The organism is Lentibacillus sp. CBA3610 (genome assembly GCF_013373365.1).
GTDB lineage: Bacteria > Bacillota > Bacilli > Bacillales > Amphibacillaceae > Lentibacillus.
Genome location: NZ_CP035925.1, coordinates 2,937,416 through 2,959,127, shown reverse-complemented (window position 1 = coordinate 2,959,127; position 21,712 = coordinate 2,937,416). Strand labels below are relative to the sequence as shown.

Below are 21,712 nucleotides of genomic sequence, written 5' to 3'. Positions count from 1 at the left end.
TGGGTTCTAGAAATGATTCATTCAATGGTATAATGGTGTTAGTAAATAATAAGGCGGTGTTTAAAATGAGTGTTAATCGTGAAGAACTAAAACGGCTAATTGACTTTATTCACGAAGAAGATACGGCTGAGATATATGACTTTATTGGTTATTTAAATATGAAACGGGAAAGAGAAGCCATTGATCAAATGGATTTAGACCTTTTTTCTAAGGATAAGGAACTCATTCAGCAAGTACAGAAAAGTCGGGATGATCGTGAAAATGGACGTATTTATGATCAAGAGCAGGGATTAAAGTATCTTCAGCATAAAATCAGGGAGTTTGAAAGTGAACAAAACTTATAATGTCTATTGGTCACAAACTGCCCTTGATGAATTAGGCAATATACTTGCATATCCTCCAGAAGTTAAGGAACGGATATATTTGGATGCTTATAAATGATTGTCATATATGCCTGTTTTGACTGCAAAACAAATACCCTATGGGACTTTAAAAGGCTATTGGGTAAGACTTGGTTTATATCAAGTAACTCTAATATTTGAGGTTAATGAAGAAGAATCTGTTGTGTGGATTGATGGTATTAAACATAAGCGAGAAAATGTTTATTGGAAAAGAAAGTAACAAGTTAGAAGAAATAGAACCCTAAGGAAATGGTACTCTTTTAGTAAAGGCAGTACCAAAAAATTAAAGAACGTTGATGACCTTTTCGTGTTATTCAATCTTCCGTAAACTGGCACGATTGTCGAACAGGCATTTTCAATCATCGGGCTATTTAGCGGAACAATTAAAAGTTATCGTAAAAAAATTTTGGTAAATTCTCGCGCAATCTTATCAAAACAAGACGATGAACATGCGGTTTTTGGAATATTACATTGAAAAAGCAGAGAATCCGGAAGCCAAAGATATTTTAGAATCCTATTACAACAAGAAACGTGAACATGTCGAAACACTGATAGAAATATTTCAGGACGAAGGGGCTGTTCTGCCGGTTGGTTTTACTCAAAAAGACGTAGAACCTGGTGCACCTCGTTTATTCGATGAAATGTTTGATATCATGCACTTGCGTATGATTACAGCCATCAATATGGGACTTTTAACAGTACATCTAATTCGACCAATACTCCTTTTTCAGCCAAATTGATGATGTACCAGTGTTTTTAGCAGTTTTGGTCTGACAAGCAATGCTATAGGTTCAGCTTTTAGTTTGCGAAGCGATTTACCTCTAAAATTGGCGAAAATTGCAAAAGACGTCTTCACTTTCTAAAAACACCGGACAGGTCATGATTAAAAACGGTTGGATGGAGGAACCTCCACAAGCACAGGACAGAACGAAATTGTCAAAAGGGCAGAGAAACAAATAAAGACAAAGAGTTGTCAATACTGTCGTTGTCTTTATTGAGACTATTCAAATTTACTTTGATGAAATCAAACGGAGAAATTTAAGAATGGATAAACGAACCAAACTGACCTAAGCCCTTGTATGCAGTTCCCTCTATTTATTTGGTATGTCCAGTGGTTATTTTCTTAAAAAACCACTTATAATATGAACGTGCCAAAAAGAATGTTGTAAACAATGTTATCCAAGTCCAGTACCATGACCAGTCGATATAGTCAATTACATCAGTATATTTTTCAAGTATTGTCTCAGTAACTGTCATAGCTGAAGTATATAGAGCATAATAACCAAATTGAGCTATTTTACCCTTTCCCTCTGGATAATGAACATTAAAGATGGCACAAACTGCAGGGTATGCCAAAAATTCAAAAGTGAAACTTGCCTTACTTGCATAATCAAACAACCTGACAGGATACTTAATCAGTCTCATTTCAACAACCAAAAGACCAAACAACCATGTTAATACCTGCTTAACTTGGAATGCTACTAAGGCATTAAGAATTTTATCTTTTGGAATAAATATTAAAAGAATAGAGATAGAGGTTACCCACACCAGTACTAAAATAATTTGCTCCATAGTCATACAAAAGCTCCCTCCGAAAAATTACACTTTATAATTCTATTATCTCTAGGATTCACTTCTTATATGTGAGAAAGCAACAAGTCAAATAAAGAAAGGATAAGAAGGTGAGCAAACACCGTTTCTTATCCTTATTTCATATAACATTTAGATTTGTTGAATTTAAAAGTAATTAAAAACCCGTTAATGTGAATAATTGTATTTAAGCAAACAGGCGCCAGTCAGGAATAAGTATTGGCGCAAACTGAATATAATTACAAATTACTTAGATAGAGAAGGGACATACTCAGGAAACTTTTCAAATGCCCTTAAGGAAGGAACGAAATATTTGAAAATCAAGGAAACGAACACAAGCGAGGCTATTGCTGTTGCAAAAGAAGGAAAGTACATTCGAGCATTAATATGCGCCAAATGGGAAAAGAAGCACAATTAGGCAATCGGACGCGATTCCGTAATAAGATTCAACTCAAACCCAACTATAATGCCTGGATTTTATAGAGGTTTGTCTGTATGAGATACACCATGAAGATAATATATGATAAAATAGAATCAATACCATCACGAGAACTAACTAAGGAATTATCAATTAGTTGCGTGGCTTAGCACTCTTTTTATTCAAGATTAGAAACGGTATCGGTTATCCATAAATATATACGGATTTTAGCCACAGAAAAACGCCCCGCTGAATAACGTTTCACTTTCGCTTGCATATAACGGCCAGTTCTCCGCCATAAAACGGGGGGTAACTGGCCGTAATTACCCGATTCTGTTTAACTGATATTCAGCGGAGAAAAAACGTTCATACAGCTGTTTCAACTCAGCCTGCTTCAGTTACCTTACTGGGTGGCAGCATTTGCCTTAGTTGCTGTTTTTCTTCGCCAGACAACGGAATCATTGGCAAGCGGACATCGCCAACATAAACACCTGTCATATTGAGGGCACCTTTTACCGGCGCAGGGCTTGGTTGTGCAAACATGGCCTTCATCACCGGCAGAATTTGCTGATGGATGGCAGCCGCTCGTTTAACATCGCCATTTTGAAAGCTTTGCACCATTTCCTGTATGTCGTTGCCGAGAATATGAGCGGAGACGGATATGATGCCATTTCCGCCGATTGACAATACTGGAAGTGTCAAATCATCATCACCGCTGTAGAGCGTGAAGTCATCAGGTGTTCGGCTAATGATGCTGGTCATCGCATCAAGGCTGCCGCTTGCTTCTTTGACGGATACAATATTGTCGACTTCAGCAAGCCGGATAATCGTTTCCGGTGCGATGCCCACTGCGCTCCGGCCCGGGATGTTATACAGCATCACTGGGAGAGATGTGGCTCCGGCAATGGCTTTATAGTGTTGATAAAGTCCTTCCTGAGAAGGCTTGTTGTAATATGGGGTCGTAAGCATGATCGCATCGACACCAGTCTGCTCAGCCTGTTTGGTCAATTCGATGGAGCCCAGCGTGTTATTGGATCCGGTTCCCGCAATGACGGGCACACGTCCGCTGACGACGTTTGCAACGAATCGAAACAAGTCCAGTTTTTCGTTATCTGTCAGGGTCGGGGATTCACCGGTTGTTCCTGCGATGACTAATCCATCCGATCCATTTGCGATTAAATAATTGACCAATGTCCGTGTTGCGTCAAAGTCGATAGTGCCATTTTGATCAAATGGCGTCACCATAGCGGTTAATACTTGTCCGAAATTCATCGTTAGTCACACCCTTTTTCAAAGTTTAAAAAAGGGCTATCATTATTTTGAGCATAATAAAAACAACAACGAGGGGTCGCTGTTGCATTTAGAAACGTCACTTAACCGTCCCTATACGCAAGATAGCCCTCCATATAGTTGCCTATATGACAGTCCTGTATTTCTTCAATAGCAGAACCAACTCCCGAGAAAATGAGATTCTCTTAAGTTTCGGCGAATTTCCCTTTCCGCAATCGTCACCGGACCTCATCAACCTCTGATTGCGTACTGATGATCTTCGCGCCTCTACCTCACTTCAACGTATTGAAGTAAGAGAACTTATTCCATTTCATTTAACTTAACATTTATTTTACTGGAAGTCAAGAAATTTTGAAAAATAGCGTGTTTTGTGTTTCAGGCAGGCATCCCGGAGAACTTTTCCAAAATTCTATTGCATCGACCAAGATTGTATGCTAAGCTGGTCAATACAATATATGAATATAAAAATCACATATTGACACTACATATAGTGTTCGACAAGCTATGGTGACATTTAAGTCTGAAATGGGAATCCGGTGCAAATCCGGAACTGTCCCCGCAACTGTGAGTGCAGACGAACGGGTGAACCACTGCATGACTGAAGCTTTAAGGCTGTCATGCGGGAAGGTCCTAGTAGAGCGACGCACGAGTCAGGAGACCTGCCAGAGCTTGGATGTTTCGATTCCTCGGGGCAAGTGAAGGCGAAACGACGGAACATGTTACATTTTTTCTGTCGTTTTGCAGCCGTTCATCCCGGGGGCCCCGGGATGAACGGTTTTTATTTTGCAATCATAAAGGAGGCAAAGCGTATGACACTGACTACAGTCGATAAACAGACACAATGGATTGACCAATTAACAGAAGGGCTGAATGTGAACAGGGAAATCTTTCAGGAAAAAGTATATCAAGCAGGTTCAACTGCCAATAAAGATCAGTTAATCAAACGGGCGCTGGAAAACATTGATGAAGTCAGTCCTGATTGGACATTTGTGGCCAGCCGCCTGTACTTGCAGAGATTATACGAACAAGCCGCAGCAAACAGGGGATATGATGCCGATGAGCGGTACGGCAGTTTTTATGAGCTGATCCGGATGCTTACTGAAAAGGGTATTTATACCGAGCGGCTGCTGCAAACTTACACAAAAGATGAGATTGATGCTCTTGCCGAACTGATTGAACCTGAGCGTGATTTGCTGTTCAACTATCTGGGTCTCTATACACTGACTACCCGGTACTTGGCAACCGATCATGATCAAAATACATTCGAGTTGCCGCAGGAGCGTTGGCTGATTATTGCGATGCACCTGATGCAGCAGGAGAACCCGGCCAATCGCCGCCATTATGTTGCCGAAGCGTATTGGGCACTCAGCAATCTTTATATGACGGTGGCAACTCCGACCCTTACCAACGCCGGCAAAACGCACGGACAGTTGTCGAGCTGCTTTATCGATACAGTTGATGACAGCCTGCAGTCGATTTATGAGAGCAATACCGATATTGCCAAGCTCTCCAAAAATGGCGGCGGAATTGGTGTTTACATGGGAAAAATCCGCAGCCGCGGAAGTTCGATCAAAGGTTACAAAGGCATGTCCAGTGGTGTCGTGCCATGGATTAAACAGTTGAACAACACGGCTGTCAGTGTTGATCAGCTCGGTACACGGAAAGGCGCCATCGCGATTTATCTGGATGTCTGGCATGCCGATATTGAGGCGTTTCTCGATTTGAAATTGAATAATGGTGATGAACGATTGCGCGCACATGATATTTTCACAGGCGTTAATCTCCCTGACTATTTCATGGAGCAGGTGGAAAAACGCGGTGACTGGTACTTGTTTGACCCGCATGAAGTACGGGAGGTCATGGGCTATTCGCTTGAAGATGCTTATGATGAAGAAAAAGGTTCCGGTTCATGGCGTTCCCGGTATCTGGAATGTGTCGCGTCTGATAAGCTCACCAAACGAACTGTACCGGCAATTGATATTATGAAACGGATTATGAAATCACAGCTCGAATCAGGTACGCCATTCATGTTTTACCGGGATGAGGTGAACAGGCAGAATAACAATCCGCACGAAGGCATGATTTACTGTTCAAATCTGTGCACTGAAATTACACAGAACCAGTCACCAACTGAATTTCTGGAGGAGTTGACAGAGGCGGACGGCACGATTGTGAAAAAATATAAACCAGGTGACTATGTCGTCTGTAACCTGAGCTCAATCAATCTTGGACGTGCTGTACCTGATCGGGTGCTGGAGCGGCTCATCAGCATTCAGGTTCGCATGCTTGATAATGTCATTGATATTAATACACTGCCGCTCAGACAGACACAGATGACCAACCAGAAATATCGCGCCATCGGACTGGGAACGTTTGGCTGGCACCACCTGCTGGCACAAGAAAATGTCAGCTGGGAGTCGGATGAAGCAGTCGAATATGCTGATAAATTATATGAAAAAATCGCCTATCTGACGATTAAAACAAGCATGGGGCTGAGTGAAGAAAAAGGCAGCTATCCGGCGTTTGCAGGCAGCAAATGGCAGACAGGCCGTTATTTCACCGACAAAGGGTATACGAGTGACGAATGGGCAGAGCTGCAGCAGGATGTAGCGAAGCACGGCATTCGCAATGGCTATCTGATGGCGGTGGCGCCGAATTCGTCCACGTCGATGATCGCCGGATCGACTGCCAGTATCGATCCGGTGTTCAAACCATTTTATTTTGAAGAAAAGAAAGATTTTAAAATTGCCTTCACCGCACCGGATTTGGACCATAACACGTATGACATTTACCGGCGCTCTGCCTATATTCTCGATCAGCGCTGGTCAGTCAGGCAGAATGCGGCTCGGCAAAAACATATCGATCAGAGCATTTCGTTTAATATCTATGTACCGAATACGATTAAGGCCTCGGTTTTGCTGGATTTGCATTTGCAGGCGTGGCGCGAGGGCTTGAAAACAACGTATTATGTTCGGTCAACAGCCAATGATGTCGAGGAATGTGAGTGGTGTGAAAGTTGAGAACCTTGGTAGCGTATTTATCATATAGCGGCAATACAAAGGAATCGGCAGAAATGATTGCAGAGCACTTGGCGGAAGATGGGTTGATAATTGATATGCATCGAATTGGCGTTGATGCGCCGATCGATGCGTCTGAATATGATTTGATTTTTATCGGCACATTCACGTGGGAAATGGGCGCAACTCCTGATGAAGTGAAGGATTTTGTGCTCGAAGTTGGCTATAAACCGGAAAACGTCGCTGTATTTGGCACAGGAGATACGCAATTCGGCGGTGATGAGCTTTTTTGCCTGGCAGTGGATAAACTGGCTAAGTTTTATGGCAGCAATTGGGACGGATTGAAAATTGAACAGTCACCACGCGGCTCACAAGAATTTAACGTAAAAAATTGGCTGGAAGGAGTGCTTCATGATGTCAAAAGACTTGCTTGAAAAAGCGAAAACACTGGAACCCATGAATCCGAACAAATCGACAGCACTGTTTGGCGGGGAATCAAGCGGCATTTTAAACTGGAACGACATCGCTTATCCGCACTGGTATAAAATGTACAAGCGATTAATTGGGAATTACTGGCAAGCGGATGAAGTCAATATGTCTGATGATCTGCGCCAGTTTGCTTCATTGACGGATGAGGAACAGGATGCCTACCTCAAAATAATCGGTTTATTGTCAACACTGGATGCCCCGCAGACACGGACAGCATTGCTGTTATCACTGTATGCGACCGATCCGTCCGTCCAGTCGATTATGGCGGTAATCGCTCAGCAGGAGGCCGTCCATAATGAAAGCTATTCGTATGTTCTGTCGTCGGTTGTGTCATTCGATGAGCAGAACGCGTCATTTCAGCTCGGGCGTACAGATCCTGTTTTGCTGGAGCGGAATGAGATGATCATGCGGCAATATAATGCCTTTGTCGAGGAGCCGTCGGTTGAAAATATCTTGAAAACATTGGTATATACGTCACTTCTGGAAGGGATGTTTTTCTATTCCGGATTCGCTTTCTTCTACCATCTTGCCAGGCAAAATAAAATGGTCGGCACGTCAACGATGATCAGTTATATCAACCGGGACGAACTCGAGCACGGCCGCTTTATTGCTGAGTTATTCCGGGCAACGTTACATGAAAATCCTGATTTGAATACAGGTGAATTTTCCGATTGGGTTTACAGCAGGTTCAGCGAGTCGGTTGATCTCGAAATCGAATGGTCCACGTATGTGCTTGGTAATATTGACGGGATTGATCTGGACGAAATGGCCGGTTATATCAAGTACCGCGCCAACAAAATGCTTCGGATGATAGGGCTGGATGACATTTACCCGGAACATACGGAGAACCCAATGAAATGGATCCGCGCGTACGCCGATAACTTTGATAGCACCAAAACTGACTTTTTTGAACAAAAATCACGCCAGTATACCAAAACCAGCGACCTGAACGGATTTGATGATTTATGAGTGGGACATGGGGTCAGACTCTTTGTCCCACCTACCCCATTTCATTCAGCGTCATAACCTCACCAGTCACCGCATTCACGCCATACTTATTGTCCACCTTGCCGCACATGATATAGCGATCTTTCTCGCTGTCATATACATAAACCGGGTCAACTTTGAGATACCCGCGCAATTTTTCGAATGCTTCTTCCAGCGACACAACTGGTTCCCCGGCCTCCGTAAAATGCCTGAATGCTGCGAATAATTTGTCCTGATCAAAATAATTAACCGCAGTCAGTGTTTTTCGTTCAATAAGCAGATTTATTTTAATATCAAGTGTGCTTTTTGCGTCCTCCACGCGTTTGATTTCGGCCTTGATATAGCCATCCTTCAGATGTAATCCTGTTAGTCTCCGTTTGCCGCTCTCCTCCGGATATACAATCCGCATAAACCTTAGTATTTCCCGTTCGCAAGTTGCCATTTCGTCATCCGATAATGGAAACGTATCCGGGTGGGGCGCGTTGGCAAGCACCGTATCGAGTGTCACTTCCGACGACAGATCAATTTCTTTCCGTTCAAATCCTCCGTCCAGCGGCGAATCCCAACGCAAAACTTTATCCAATGCCACAAACGAGCTGCCGTCCTCAGTAAACGTAAAGGGGATGGTCCGCTTAGCATCATTGGTTAAAAACACTTCCTCAATACCAAAGATCGGCAGCCATTTTTCCTGTTCCTGGTGAGGCAGTTCCAGCAGCTGGCACTGGTCTTTTGCAAGTGGTTCATATTTGTCAGGTGTCAGCGCAAACGGCTCCCATTCAATCTGCTCCTCATTCGGGAATTCCCCGTCAATATAAAACGACGTCAGCACACCGTCATCATTGAATTGAACATTGATCGTCCCACCAGGCGATACCGGAATATATCAACCGCCGCCTCAAATCGCAGTTCTTTCTCTTCATCACGGTCTATCAAAAATTGCCGGCCAAACGTCAGCCCGGTCATCTCTTCAATCCACTCAATCACATTTTCCTTGACCGATGACGTCGGATACAGGCTGTTGTCCGCACTGTTGACACCACGGACGAAAATAAGCCGCCGCACTGATCCGGAATGAAAATCGATATCCACAACGGCAGTCCCCGCGGGATTTGAACCATCATCCGAGGCCTCACTACCATTCGGAAACCATTCCATACTGAAAATATAGGTTGTTTCATCAAGATGATTTTTTTCACGGTAAAAATCATATCGTTTCATTTCATGTTGATGGAGTCCCAGCTTCTCGCGGATATCATTTATCATTTTCTGTAATTGCTCATTCATATGTAAACCTCACTTACGTGTAATCATCTCAAGTATAACATTTAAAACGGCACAAAATTAATGTAAAAGTAACCTTGCTGTGGAAGATTTCGCTCGCAAAACCTTTTGACTTGAACAGTGTTATCATAGCACTGCCGGGTAGCGGTGATTGTCCTGTTTATTGTCACACTGGCAATTTCACGTAAATTGTTACTTGAGTAAACTGCCGTCTTTTGGATAGGACAGTTCTTTCTTGGAGAATTCATATTTCAGAGCTCAGTAATCACTGCAGCCGAGCAGGATTCAGGGGTCCACAAAAGAATAGCTGTCGTATAATGAAATAAAATGAAAAAACGCTTTACATTAACGTAACGTCAACGTTTATAGTAGGTTATGAAAGGGGGAGGCCAATGCACATCAAACAAGCCGCCAAACAATTGAACACCACATCGCGAACGATCCGCTTTTACGAGGAAAAAGGACTGATCAAACCGCAGAAGGATGCGGACAACGACTACCGTATGTTCACGGATAACGATCTGCTCCGTCTCAGCACCATTCTCGCACTGCGCGAAATTGGCATGCGCATCGACACCATTAAAGCCATCCTGGACGATCAGGATATGAACATGACTGATTATTTGAACGTCCAGCGCTCGGCATTATTTGAAAAATGGATTGAAATGAAGGATATGATTCAAACAATCGATCAAATGATTGAAAGGACAACTGAAAATACAGATGCTACCGAAGCTATTATCGCATTATCCAGGCATTTGAAAAACATGAAAAGCGTGCGGAATAACTGGGAGGACAAGTGGCATTTTGATCATCAGGCCAGAGGGTATGATCAAAACATCAAAATGGCCGGCTATCGGTTCAATGTTCATCAGGATTATGATAAAGCACTGTCCAAAGCTGCCGAAACAATCCATCTGCAGCCGACTGATATTTGCGTGGATGTCGGTGTTGGAACCGGTAATCTGGACGCGAAATTTCTTGATAAAGCCGCCCGGGTCATTGGTGTCGATCAATCTGAAGAAATGCTCAAGGTATGTACTGAAAAATATCCGGCCATTGATACACGGAAAGGTCATTTTCTCGCACTGCCATTACTGAATCATGAGGCTGATGCCATCGTTTCAAGCTATGCGCTTCATCATATACCGGACGATGAAAAACTGCTCGCACTGGACGAAATGTCACGCGTACTAAAAAGTCACGGCCAAATTTGCATAGTTGACCTGATGTTCAAAAACATGCAGCACCGTACTGATATGGTCAGACGTTTTGAGGATGATGGCAACTCGGAAGCAGTCTATGCAATAGAAGATGAATTTTACGCGGACAGGTCCAAGCTGATTGAATGGTTCACGGCAAGGGGTTATCAAGTCGAAACATATCAGTTTAACGATATTTTAAGTATGATTTATGCGAAGCGATAGGACGATACCGTAAAAGAGCGGGGTCAGGACCTTCATCCAATTGTTATTTTAAACAACCAGACAGTCATCGGCTATCTAGTGCTGCATGGCTTGAACACTGGAACGGCATCAGAAAATAGGGAGAACAAATGGTTTTGCATAAGCAGCTTTAGAGGGAGGCCCCTTCCTGTTGTTTGAGAAGGATTCGTTTTTTCTGCAATCAGCAAATTAAGTGTGTCATCCAATAAAATAGAGAAATCAAGAGAACAGGCATTTTACAACCCGTTCATAAAGCGCAAATGCTGATATTTATCCAAATAGAAAATAATACTGTATTTGTATTCAATATGATTCCTGCAGCATAATAGTCCTATAATTGTTTAAAAAAGGAGAGACTAAATTACGCAATGTGGAAACAAAATAGAATCTTAGGATTATTGGCTGTTATGACGTTAATCATCGTGTTAGCAGCATGTGGAAACAGTAATGGCAATAATGAAAATAATGAGACTGAAGAATCAGAAGATAATAACACCAATGCTGAAATCGATCTCGGGCAGACAGAAATTGCGCTCGGAACCGATAACTATGTGTCCAACACTGTGAACTCGTATTTGGCCAAACTATTACTTGAAGAAATCGGTTATACTGTCGAAGTTAACCAAACGGACGTTGGTGTACAATATACCGGCTTAGCTGACGGGACGACAGATGTCATTGTTGGTGCATGGCTTCCAAATACACATGGCAGTTATTGGGAAGAGTATCAAGATGACCTCGTAGAAATTAGTACAGTTACAGAAGAAGTTGAGCTCGCATTAGTTGTTCCTTCTTACATGGAGGATATTAATTCGATTGAGGATCTGAGAGACAACACGAATAATATTGGTGAACAGTTGGAATGGGAAATCACTGGGATCAGCCCGGGAGCCGGACAAATGGAACTAATGAACAGTGAAGTGATGCCGGGATATGAACTGAATAATGATTGGACTCTGCTGGAAAGTTCAGGTGCTGCCATGTCAGCTTCCTTATCAGATGCCATTAGTAATCAAGAGCCCATTGTTGTCACGTTGTGGACACCGCATTGGACTTTTAATGAATTCGATTTAAAACTCTTGGATGATCCGCAAAATGCATTTGGTGATCCAGACGATATATTATCGGTATCACGAACAGGATTCCAGGAAGATGCACCGGCAGCCTATCAGTTCATCAGTCAATTTAGCATCACGAAAGAAGATACACAAGAAATGATGTTTGACGTTCAAGAAGGTATGGACGCGGAAGCTGCCGCACAAAAATTTATGGATGACAATCCGGATTTAGTAGAACAATGGTTGGAAGGCATTCATTAATATATGAACAAAAGAAGCCAACCTTTTGATATCATTTCAGAAGGTTGGCTTTTTATTGCTTTTAACTTGTAAATAAACTGATAAATACGGTGATAAAACTTTTATCGTTAGTCATTAAAATAATCCGTAACCCCGTCAACGATTCCATCCGCAACATTCCTTTGATGATCCGCAGTTTGTATCACCGACAGATCATATGGATTGGTAATGAACCCGAGTTCTACCAATGCGGATAGAGCATTGTTCTCTTGCAGGACATGAAAGTCATTTTGCATAAGGCCGCGGCTGTTCAGATCCATGTGCTGTTCAAGGCCGGATTGGATGTCGTCCGCAAGTGCACGGTTATTCCCATTTGTATCATAATAGGTGCTGAAACCATTTACTCCTTCAAGCGGGAATGCATTATAGTGCAAACTGATAAAAGCATCTGTTGCGTGTGTGTTACTGGTATTGACACGTTCCTCAAGTGACACATATGAATCGCTTGAACGTGTCAGGACAACATTTGCACCTGCCTCACGCAATCCTTGAGCAACATTGTCAGCTGTTTTCATTGTTTGACTTTTTTCAAGTGTCCCTCTAATACCAATGGCACCTGGATCCGCTCCGCCATGCCCGGGGTCGAGGACGATCGTGTAGCCATTCAGTGCCGCGGATGATTCATTGACCGCTTGAGTTTCGTCGCTGCTTTCATTTCCAGCGGAGGATACGCCGCTGACTGCTGTGTTGTTACCTTCAGCCGGAAAAAGATACTGTGACGCTACCCATACAACTTGTCCGTCATAATAGGTTTGCGCCCATCCATGCCGTTCCTGAAAAACATTAACACGGTCACCATTGCCAAGATAACCCACAACATCTGCACTATGTGATGGAGCGGACCTGACATTCAGCACATTAGTCCCGACCTGATATGTATCACTAGCCTCCGCTTGTGCTGTTGGGACTAATAATGCGAAAAACAAAACGAAGCCTGTTGTAATCATAAAAAAACGTATTTTCCCCATAAAACCTCTCCTTTTTTATTTCATAGTTTCCATCACAAAAAAATTCTAAACTCAATATCGGTAAAATCAATCGAAAGTTTTAGAAAAATAGAAGGATTATTAAAAAATAGTCGCGAATATATAGGTAATTGAATATGAAAAATATGGTAACATATGCAAAAGATAAAACCAAGTGGCTGCAAGATCATCATATTATCCCGTCATTGCAGAAACTTATTTTTTGCAATCAATCGTGAGGTGGATAAAAGCATGACAGCCAAAAAGGAAAAACGAAAAAGATCTAAAGACCGGGGCTGGCTCACTGAATTTTTAATTAATATGCCGGAGTTAATTGTCTGGCCTTTTAAATGGTTTGTGGGAGGAATATTGTCTTTGTTTAAGAATTGGCCATAGGGGAGAGAGCATAGAATATAGTGAAAAGAAAGGAGTTGAAAGCAGCGACCTAAATGAAGCTTCATCGGTGGGTGTCCCTAAATACTCACTGATGCTTCGTTAAATGAATAAGAATGTTAGCGTCCGTTAGTTTATGTTCCGAAGTGGGCGTCTTTCGGGCGATTGCACCGTGGTTAATCCAATGATTGATCACACTGGCTGGGGCTGTTTCTGAGAATCACATTATATCCGGGTGACCGGTACGAGGAGGAATCCCCTTATGCGTCAGTTATTAAAGGGTTTGTTTCAGAAATGGGAAATTGTTTATGCCACACAGCGTATTGATGATTATTACAAAGCCAAAACAAGACTAAGTAAAAGCCGTATAGCCTACAAAATAAATACCTTGACGACTGATACCGGAAATAATAGAAGGAATGGCACCGTGACGACATATCATATTAAGGTAAAGGAAGAGGATATTCGACGGAGTTATGATATTATTCATCATCAACTGCCCCAATATTGATATGGGTGTGCATGGCCTCTAATCAGGCTTAATCATGTTCCCTTTATTTAGCCCCTTAACCGGTTGCCGATTGTCCCGCTGGTTAAGGGGGGCTTCCTTCATCTGTTTCTGGCAATGTTTTGCCGGTCGGGAGCGAGTGGCGGCTGTTCAAACCACTTATTTTTTGTCATGAGGTTGAACCATTCCTTTGTGACCATGATGTTCTTGAAGATTATTTTTTCGTAGGCCATCAAAAGGTCAGTCCGCATGGCTGTTGCAATACTCGCACCGTGATACGCCTGCGAGGTCTGAAATAGAAAACCTATGTGATATAATAGCAATTTATCTGAAAAAGGAGACTCCTGTGAAGTTGTTATCTCTGATTCCCATGACATTGGTATCGGCAGGCTGTCATCATGCAAAATAGTGCTTAACGATTGAATCTGTTGATCGGACGTTTTCTGTGCGTGCTTTAAAAATTTCCTGACTTCCGTCGATCGTGCTACTTGACTGAAACCGATGGACAACGTTTTGGCAGTAATTTTTTTCTTGATATTAAAGGTTAGGTTAACAAGTTCCATGGCACTTAACGGGCGGTTTTTTCCAAAGAAACTGCTCAGGAATTGTTGCCCTGATACAAATTGCGGATTCCCTTCAGGATAAATGTACGGGTCACGCTGAAAATGACCTTTTTCCAGTAATAAATCAGTGGTTTTATGATATAGCATTTTACCTTCATTATCACAGGCATCATAAAATTCACGCAGGTCTTTTCTGGTGGAGGCCTGCAGTCCCGAAATATGTCCCAGCAACCCATGTGACGTCATAATGTGCAAATAATGCAAGCAGAATATGTCCGAAAACAGCCGTTTGGCACCGCCGATCAAATCAGTTTCGGTAAAGCCTATTGGCACTGGGAATCCTTCATTCCTGATAAACGTTTCAATTTGGCGTTTTTGACCCTCGAATATTTGGATTGCTTCGTCAAACAACATTTTTATCTGTTGGTCTTCTATGATGGAAGACATATATTTATTCACAATGTTAATGGCGGATCCATTGACATACTCGCTCCACAGTGTCCCGATTTCAGCCGATGTCAGTTTCAAATCATTTTTATCCACGTTATCACCTCCGTTAAAGTTTTCCCGAATTGGGAGGAATTATGAAGGTCTTTAATCCCGGGTTTGGCCTGGGACCTAGTTTCATGGTTTGAAGAGCCCTCATAAACGATTGCTTGTAGATAGCGGTTGTATAATTTATACTGAAATCATAAGTTTCAATTCATAAATGTACGGTTTGAAATCTATCAGTCTATTGGAAGGGGGGAAGCATCATGCGAAAAACACTGGCAACCTTTGTGGTGCTGGCGATTATAATGATTGCATTTTTTGTCATCCTGGAGTATACCGGAGACGCTCCGGATGAGCTCGCCAAGGGTGCCGGACAAAAGGTGGAAGCAGCACAGAACAGCACCATTTCATTTAAACCTGATGGAGAGGTGGAGCAACTCTCTACCTCTGACACCCGTCGTATCCGTGAACAGGAAAAAGTGGAACAAGCACTTCAAAAGGAATATGATGCCGGCTCTTATTCACTGCAAAACCCTTTTGTGAAGCATGATCCGTATGGTGTTGCCCCATTAACGGCGCTCACGATGTTTGAAACGGACGACCCTGTTCGGATTACAGTAACCGTTAAGGGTAAAGATGAGTATAGTGATGTCAGCCACTCCATTGATGCGTATAAAACAAAACACTCGATTCCTGTGCTTGGTTTGTATCCGGATTATGAAAATATGGTAACTATCGAAGCGACGAACGAAGCGGGGGATACAGCCGAGCATACATTTACCGTTGAAACTGATCCGCTGCCGGATGATTTTTTGACGAATGAAGCAGCTGAAGCCCATCCGGAAAAAATGGAGAACGGTATGACGTTTATTATTCCAAGCACCCGTCATGCCTATGCGGTTGATCATAACGCTGATGTCAGATGGTACTCGACTTTATGGAATTCGCACATTTTCAAACGGTTGGATAATGGAAATGTCCTGTACATCACAAAGGAAGAAGGTCAGGATGAATATAATGAAGTTCTTGAGATGGATATGCTTGGAAAAGTGTACAACTCCTATCTGATACAACTGGATGATTATGAGAAAACAAATGTCGTGCACCATGAGATAATTGAATTGCCGAATGGTAATTTACTGGCAACTGTGCACGATATGGCATCACCATATATTGAAGATGAAATGATTGAGATTGACCGGGAGACGGGGGAAACGGTACGGGATTTCAGTTTCCGTGATTTGTTCCCTGAAGATTTCTACGAGGATTATGGCAATATAATCTCCAATACATTTGACAATGGTGTCGACTGGTTCCATCAGAATGCCATCTGGTATGTGGAAAAAGATGACTCAATCCTTGTCTCCAGCCGTCACCAGGATTTAATTATGAAATTGTCCTATCCCGATGGAGAAATTGACTGGATTTTAGCCGATCATGAGAAATGGCCTGACGCCTATGACAAATACTTGCTGGAGCCAGTAAATGATGACTTTAAATTCCCTGCCGGTCCCCATGCTCCCATGACAATGCCGGACTTTGATAACAATGAAGCAACCAATGATTATTTGTTATTTGATAATAATGTCGTGGTCACCCGTGGAAAAGATCCGCTCAGTGGAGACTTCAGTCAAGGTGTTCAGTACCGGATCAATCCTGAGGAAATGACAGTTGAGGAGGTCTGGCAATTTGGCCGGGAACGCGGCGAAGACTTTTATTCGAGAATTGTCGGTGATGCCGATTATCTGGAGGAGACCGGCAATCGTTTGTTGACTTCAGGGTATATTGAAGCTGAAGAAGGTATGAACAGCAGAATCGTTGAAGTCAATGATAAGCAGCCTGCCGATGTAACTTATGAGCTGGTTGTATCAAGTTTTGAAAAAAAGAGTCACAAGCAGGCATATCGTGCGGAGCGAATGCCGCTTACCGGAACAGGAATGGCACGCCGGCCCTTAGATGAATGAGCCTTCAGGAAACGTGTTAGCAATTATCCCAATGCTATTTTAGGCTGGCAAAATCGGAAGTATCATAGTAATGCCATTCCTTATAATCTAAACAGTAGGGCAAAACTATTGTCACGGAATTCCCGACGGACTTTTGCTGAAGGTCATTAAGTTTTGTGAAAGGCGGTGTTATATATGCAAAAAACACTGGTAACGTTTGTGGTGCTGGCTGTGCTTATGGTGGCGTTTTTTCTGATAATCGAATATACGGGTGATCCCTCTGTACCTACCAGTACTGGCGTTGGCATAGATTCCATAGAAGCAAGTGCTGTTTTACTCTACTCCAATGCTTAACGTGAGAAGGGGTGTCAAGCAAAAAAAGGGAACAACCTCTAATAGTAACAAATTCAGTTTTTGGAATAGCAAAGGATTAAGGGTACTAATCACATATCGATTAGTACCCTGTTTTTTATTGTTAACTTAGAAAAAACTAACGACAGTAACCCGCCTAAGAACGGCGGGCAACTGTCCGTAAATGCCCGATTCTGTTCGGGCTGACATTCAGCGGAGGAAAACCCGCTCCGCTGAATAACGTTTCGCTTATTAAGCCCGGGATCCATTTCCAGATCTCGGCTGGTGTGGCATTTTTTCCGTACATGAGGATGCCGGTTTTGAATATTTTCCCGGCCAGTTTCATGAAAATCCAAATACTGACGATTAGAATGGCCAGCGCAATTATGATTTCCATCCACGGCCACTCTTCCATCACAATCAGCCGCATTAAGAGCACACCCGGTGTCGTGAATGGCACGTAGGTACCAACTTGTGCCATCAGGCCGCTCGGGTCATTGATGATCGGTGCAATGAAAATAAACGGCAGGGAATGGCAGCATCATGACCATACCCTGGAAATTGCCGGCTGATGACACGTCCGCCATGGTTGCACCCACGCCTATAAACAATGCCGCGAACAGGAAGTACCCAAGTATGGCAATCACCACCAGCAAGATCAATTCGGGCACGAGTAAGTACTCCAGTATTGGTACATCATCCAATTGCCATATACTGATCGGGACGGCAAACACGAGGAATACACCAGCTTGAATCATGCCCAGTACAAAGTAGCCGATAATTTTCCCCTGCATCAATTCACCCGGGGTAACCGAGGATAAAATGATCTCAGCAATTTTATCTTTCTTCTCGTTGGATGCACTCTGGAAAATATACATTCCGGAAAAAATGATGGACAGCAGGATAATACCGGCAAATGCTCCCGGAATGACGCGCTCAAATGGGTCTTCGCCAAGAAAGCCGCCGCTCTCAGTCGTTTCTGCATCGTCAGCGGCCGCTAATTCCTCTGACGTTGTTTCCTCAAATTGAATGTCCATGGAAACAGCAGCAAGCTCCTCCTCTGATAATCCAAGCTGTTGCATCTGGAGTGCTTTAACCGGTGTGGATAAAACTTGCACTTGATTCATAAAGCCCATCCCGATTTCGTCACTCGTATAAATGGGTATGACACCATCTTCCAATGCACGTTCATCAAGGAAAATGTAGGCAGCGTTTTCGCTTTCGCCGAGCTGGTTTTGTACGTCATCTTCATTGACATCAGTGGTTTGCATTTCCCAGTCAAGCTCAGTTGCCTCTATCGTTTCCTCCAAGCTGCTGAAAATCCCCAGCTGATCCTGGATGAAAACCTGTGTCGTTTCACCGCCATCATCTGAATCGCCAAAAAGACTTCCCAGAAACATAAAACCTAAAAATAGCACAGGCGTCAAAAATAAGCCGATTAAAAATGATTTATTTTTCAAATTACGCTTAACTTCCCATTTGCCGACTTTCATTGCATTACGCATGAGCAGCACCTTCTCTCTGTACAATATTCCCGTCCGTTGCGATATCGATGAAAATTTCGTGCAAGGATATGCGGTCAATCGATAATTCCTGAACGTTCAGGTGATCCGGCAAAGTTTTGAGCCAGTTGACGGCATGGACGTCTTTGGCGAGATAGAGGACAAATGTATTGTCACCCTGTTCCACACGCTCAACGTCCGGCAGATGCTCCAATTCCTGACGTTCATTTTTTCCGTGTATGGTACATTTGAAATTGGCGTATCTTTCTTTGACATCATCCATATCACCATAAATGATCCGCTGGCCGTTATGCATCATGAACAGACGGTCACACAGCTCCTCAACCAGGTTCATCTGATGTGATGACAGCAGAATAGCAGTGCCGTTTTCCGCCAGCTTGCGTATTTCTGTTTTAAATAAATCCTGACTCACCGGATCAAGTCCGGAAAAAGGCTCATCCAAAATTAACAGCTCCGGTTCATGAATGATGGAGGAGATAAATTGAACCTTTTGCCCCATCCCTTTGGATAATTCCTCAACTGAACTGTTTTCCAGTCCTTCGAGGTCAAATTTTTTTAAATAACTAAGTGCGCGTTCCTTGGCCTTTTTAAGCGGATAGTCCTTTAGCTCAGCCAAATAAAGCAGGATATCCATCACTTTAACGTTTTGGTACAGCCCGCGTTCTTCCGGTAAATAGCCGATTTTATGCCGTGGTATTTCCTCATGTCCCCGAAAGGAGATGGATCCGTCATCAGGGTACATGATGCCCATAATATTGCGAATGGTCGTTGACTTGCCCGCGCCATTCGGTCCTAAAATCGCCATGATTTCACCTTTTTGAACATCAAAGGAGATATCCTGAATGGCCTGTTTGTCTTTAAATTTTTTTCCTAAATTGTCGACGGTCAGCATGGTTTCCATGTATCATTCACCTCTCTAATTTGTACGAACCAAATCGTTTCGTGTTAAAAATTCCCCATTGAATTCGATCGGTATCCCGACGCCATCTTTCTCGGCATGAATGTGCAAGTGCGGTTCTGACGTATTGCCGGAATTCCCGACGGTGCCAATCGGCTGTCCTGCCTGAACCGTGTCGCCTTCATCAACAGCGACACTGTCTTCCTGCATATGCGCGATATAGACAACCGCTTCCGTTCCCTGACAGCCGAGCCCGACATAATTTCCCTCCGGCTGTTCCGGATTCATTTCCGGCGGTATCATATCAGGCAGCCCGTCTCTCATCTCCGTAATCTCACCGGCACATGGCGCGAACAAGGTGTCGCCATGAATCGTATATTGGTTGAGCTCTTTCGGATATAACCCATTCGCCCGGAAGCCGAAGCTGTTTAAGGCGACAATATCGATGGCGTATGCTTGAGGCTCATAGGCATTATGATAATTGAGCTGTGTGGAACTGCCCCCATGCCCGACATAATAGGTCCCTTCCTGTAATGGAAACGAAAGGTTAATCGGGTCATCACTCGTTGTATAACCGCTGAAAATATTGAGATTATATAGGCCGAAGACGAGCAGCAGAAAAATATAAATGCCCCGGGAAAACTTTTGGCCGGTTTTTAGTGTCGTTCGAAACGGCAGGTCTTTTGTCTTTTGCCAGGAAAAATAAATTGCCGGGATCAGCAAAACAGGCCATATGTATTTGAAATAGTATCCTATCCAGTCCCAGCTGCCGGAAAGAAACAGCCAGGTTATAAATGTTATGTTAAACAGCAGGATGATGATCCAATCAAGTCTGTTTTTCGTTTTGATCCGCCACAGTTCATAGATGAAATAGGCGGGTAAAACAATATGAATGACGATCACTTGTAAAATAGGCAATATCATGGCTCACCTCTCCTCTCGTTAAGGTTGTCTCAGCAGTAATCCGATAATTTCCTCAAGATCCAGTGCCGCCCGATTGGTAACAGGCAAATGATTCTCCCGGAAGAAAGCCTCTGTCTGTTCCGGCTGATTGGAAATGATGTGCTGATTTTCCCGTGTGATCTCACCCGGTACGGTCGTGTTTGGCAGTGGCGTGCTGAGCCAGTACTGTTTATAGCTGCTGACTAAAGTGTCCTTCTCAAAAACGCCATTCATTCTTCCATCTTGTAATACGAATAAATAGTCCGTAAGTTTCATAATATCGGCAGCTTGATGGCTGGCCATGATAATTGTGCGCTCTCCCTGATCCATCCATCTGGTTAAAATATCCATAAGCAGTTCCTTGGAGGGGATATCCATAAACGACGTTGGCTCATCCAGAATCAAAATTGGTGCATTTCTTGGAATTGTCAACGCCAGGCTGAGTTTTTGCTGCATACCTTGTGATAGTTTACCATACTTCTTATCGAGTGGAAGATGGAACTTGCCTGCGATTTCTGCAAACACCTCATCATCCCAGTCCGGATACATCGGGGCGGTGATTGCCTTCAGATCTTTGCCTGTATAAGGGTTATAACCAATTGGTGTCTGGGGCAGGTAAGCTACCTTCGTTTTCCATGTTTCGTCACTTGTATCAGTGCGTGTACGGAATATTTTTATATGTCCGCTGTCTGGCGTGGCGAGATCCATCATCAGTTTTATAAGCGTGCTTTTTCCTGAGCCGTTATTCCCGACAAGTGCGTTAATGGTTCCCGGCTCAATCGTCAAATCGATCGGTCCAAGACGGAAATCATCTATTTGCTTTTTAAGTTCTGAGATTTCGGCAAAAGCTTCCATCAA

General features: G+C 43.2%; 22 protein-coding genes and 2 riboswitches. Of the genes, 11 read left to right on the top strand and 11 right to left on the bottom strand.

Annotated features, from left to right (window positions below):
- Positions 1-65 precede the first annotated feature (65 nt).
- Positions 66-344 carry a hypothetical protein gene (locus tag Len3610_RS14445; protein WP_176448578.1) on the top strand — a complete coding sequence of 93 codons (279 nt, stop codon included), beginning with the start codon at positions 66-68 and terminating at the stop codon, positions 342-344.
- 506 nt (positions 345-850) lie between these two features.
- Positions 851-1,141 (top strand): DUF3231 family protein, encoded by a 291-nt coding sequence (locus Len3610_RS21160; RefSeq protein ID WP_255259634.1) that lies wholly within the window; start codon positions 851-853, stop codon positions 1,139-1,141.
- A gap of 355 nt (positions 1,142-1,496) precedes the next feature.
- On the opposite strand, the gene Len3610_RS14435 is transcribed toward Len3610_RS21160, so the two are convergent.
- Both Len3610_RS14435 and dapA read right to left on the bottom strand, forming a co-directional pair.
- Positions 1,497-1,979: a CBO0543 family protein gene (locus Len3610_RS14435; protein WP_176448577.1), complete on the bottom strand. Its 483-nt coding sequence runs from the start codon at positions 1,977-1,979 to the stop codon at positions 1,497-1,499.
- 814 nt (positions 1,980-2,793) lie between these two features.
- On the bottom strand, positions 2,794-3,681 hold the full coding sequence (dapA, locus tag Len3610_RS14430; RefSeq protein WP_176448576.1) for a 4-hydroxy-tetrahydrodipicolinate synthase: 888 nt from the start codon (positions 3,679-3,681) through the stop codon (positions 2,794-2,796).
- 115 nt (positions 3,682-3,796) lie between these two features.
- Positions 3,797-3,977: riboswitch (Lysine riboswitch) on the bottom strand.
- Positions 3,978-4,187: 210 nt separating this feature from the next.
- Positions 4,188-4,381, top strand: a riboswitch (cobalamin riboswitch).
- 127 nt (positions 4,382-4,508) lie between these two features.
- Here dapA and Len3610_RS14425 point away from each other — a divergent pair.
- The 3 genes from Len3610_RS14425 to Len3610_RS14415 are packed head-to-tail and all read left to right on the top strand — an operon-like array spanning position 4,509 to position 8,174.
- Positions 4,509-6,719, top strand: a complete 2,211-nt coding sequence (locus Len3610_RS14425) for a ribonucleoside-diphosphate reductase subunit alpha (protein ID WP_176448575.1) — start codon at positions 4,509-4,511, stop codon at positions 6,717-6,719.
- Entirely contained in the window at positions 6,716-7,150 is a 435-nt protein-coding gene (locus Len3610_RS14420) for a flavodoxin (RefSeq protein WP_176448574.1), read from the top strand. Before Len3610_RS14425 ends, Len3610_RS14420 begins: the two co-directional genes overlap by 4 nt.
- Entirely contained in the window at positions 7,131-8,174 is a 1,044-nt protein-coding gene (locus Len3610_RS14415; RefSeq protein ID WP_176449693.1) for a ribonucleotide-diphosphate reductase subunit beta, read from the top strand. Before Len3610_RS14420 ends, Len3610_RS14415 begins: the two co-directional genes overlap by 20 nt.
- A 31-nt stretch (positions 8,175-8,205) precedes the next feature.
- Here Len3610_RS14415 and Len3610_RS14410 read toward each other — a convergent pair whose 3' ends face one another.
- Both Len3610_RS14410 and Len3610_RS14405 read right to left on the bottom strand, forming a co-directional pair.
- Positions 8,206-9,021, bottom strand: coding sequence for a hypothetical protein (locus Len3610_RS14410; protein WP_176448573.1), 816 nt, complete (start codon positions 9,019-9,021; stop codon positions 8,206-8,208).
- On the bottom strand, positions 9,015-9,476 hold the full coding sequence (locus Len3610_RS14405) for a hypothetical protein (protein WP_176448572.1): 462 nt from the start codon (positions 9,474-9,476) through the stop codon (positions 9,015-9,017). Before Len3610_RS14405 ends, Len3610_RS14410 begins: the two co-directional genes overlap by 7 nt.
- Positions 9,477-9,865: 389 nt before the next feature.
- Between Len3610_RS14405 and Len3610_RS14400 the strand changes: the two genes are divergently transcribed.
- Complete coding sequence (locus Len3610_RS14400) at positions 9,866-10,900, top strand: MerR family transcriptional regulator (protein ID WP_176448571.1); 1,035 nt, start codon at positions 9,866-9,868, stop codon at positions 10,898-10,900.
- Between the two features lie 386 nt (positions 10,901-11,286).
- Positions 11,287-12,237 carry a glycine betaine ABC transporter substrate-binding protein gene (locus tag Len3610_RS14395; protein WP_176448570.1) on the top strand — a complete coding sequence of 317 codons (951 nt, stop codon included), beginning with the start codon at positions 11,287-11,289 and terminating at the stop codon, positions 12,235-12,237.
- Between the two features lie 107 nt (positions 12,238-12,344).
- On the opposite strand, the gene Len3610_RS14390 is transcribed toward Len3610_RS14395, so the two are convergent.
- The gene (locus tag Len3610_RS14390) at positions 12,345-13,244 is read right to left on the bottom strand and encodes an N-acetylmuramoyl-L-alanine amidase family protein (RefSeq protein ID WP_176448569.1); all 900 of its coding nucleotides are present in this window, start codon (positions 13,242-13,244) and stop codon (positions 12,345-12,347) included.
- A 249-nt stretch (positions 13,245-13,493) separates the two neighbouring features.
- On the opposite strand from Len3610_RS14390, the gene Len3610_RS14385 reads away from it, so the two are divergent.
- Entirely contained in the window at positions 13,494-13,637 is a 144-nt protein-coding gene (locus Len3610_RS14385; protein ID WP_176448568.1) for a hypothetical protein, read from the top strand.
- Between the two features lie 259 nt (positions 13,638-13,896).
- A complete protein-coding gene (locus Len3610_RS14380; protein ID WP_176448567.1) occupies positions 13,897-14,145 on the top strand; it encodes a hypothetical protein in 249 nt (82 codons plus the stop codon).
- Between the two features lie 98 nt (positions 14,146-14,243).
- On the opposite strand, the gene Len3610_RS14375 is transcribed toward Len3610_RS14380, so the two are convergent.
- A complete protein-coding gene (locus tag Len3610_RS14375) occupies positions 14,244-15,248 on the bottom strand; it encodes a DUF3231 family protein (protein WP_176448566.1) in 1,005 nt (334 codons plus the stop codon).
- A gap of 212 nt (positions 15,249-15,460) precedes the next feature.
- Here Len3610_RS14375 and Len3610_RS14370 point away from each other — a divergent pair, with 212 nt between their 5' ends.
- Together Len3610_RS14370 and Len3610_RS14365 are read left to right on the top strand one after the other, a co-directional pair.
- Positions 15,461-17,161: an aryl-sulfate sulfotransferase gene (locus Len3610_RS14370; protein ID WP_176448565.1), complete on the top strand. Its 1,701-nt coding sequence runs from the start codon at positions 15,461-15,463 to the stop codon at positions 17,159-17,161.
- A 174-nt stretch (positions 17,162-17,335) separates the two neighbouring features.
- Positions 17,336-17,494 carry a hypothetical protein gene (locus Len3610_RS14365; protein ID WP_176448564.1) on the top strand — a complete coding sequence of 53 codons (159 nt, stop codon included), beginning with the start codon at positions 17,336-17,338 and terminating at the stop codon, positions 17,492-17,494.
- A gap of 154 nt (positions 17,495-17,648) precedes the next feature.
- On the opposite strand, the gene Len3610_RS21895 is transcribed toward Len3610_RS14365, so the two are convergent.
- From Len3610_RS21895 to Len3610_RS14345, 5 genes are read right to left on the bottom strand one after another with little or no spacing between them, the layout of a single operon-like run.
- Positions 17,649-17,972: a hypothetical protein gene (locus Len3610_RS21895; RefSeq protein WP_369693586.1), complete on the bottom strand. Its 324-nt coding sequence runs from the start codon at positions 17,970-17,972 to the stop codon at positions 17,649-17,651.
- Between the two features lie 13 nt (positions 17,973-17,985).
- Complete coding sequence (locus tag Len3610_RS14360) at positions 17,986-18,996, bottom strand: ABC transporter permease (RefSeq protein ID WP_369693585.1); 1,011 nt, start codon at positions 18,994-18,996, stop codon at positions 17,986-17,988.
- On the bottom strand, positions 18,989-19,915 hold the full coding sequence (locus tag Len3610_RS14355) for an ABC transporter ATP-binding protein (protein ID WP_176448563.1): 927 nt from the start codon (positions 19,913-19,915) through the stop codon (positions 18,989-18,991). The genes Len3610_RS14360 and Len3610_RS14355 overlap by 8 nt, the downstream gene beginning before the upstream one ends.
- Positions 19,916-19,930: 15 nt before the next feature.
- Complete coding sequence (locus Len3610_RS14350; protein ID WP_176448562.1) at positions 19,931-20,836, bottom strand: M23 family metallopeptidase; 906 nt, start codon at positions 20,834-20,836, stop codon at positions 19,931-19,933.
- Positions 20,837-20,854: 18 nt separating this feature from the next.
- Positions 20,855-21,709 carry an ATP-binding cassette domain-containing protein gene (locus tag Len3610_RS14345; RefSeq protein WP_176448561.1) on the bottom strand — a complete coding sequence of 285 codons (855 nt, stop codon included), beginning with the start codon at positions 21,707-21,709 and terminating at the stop codon, positions 20,855-20,857.
- Positions 21,710-21,712 lie beyond the last annotated feature (3 nt).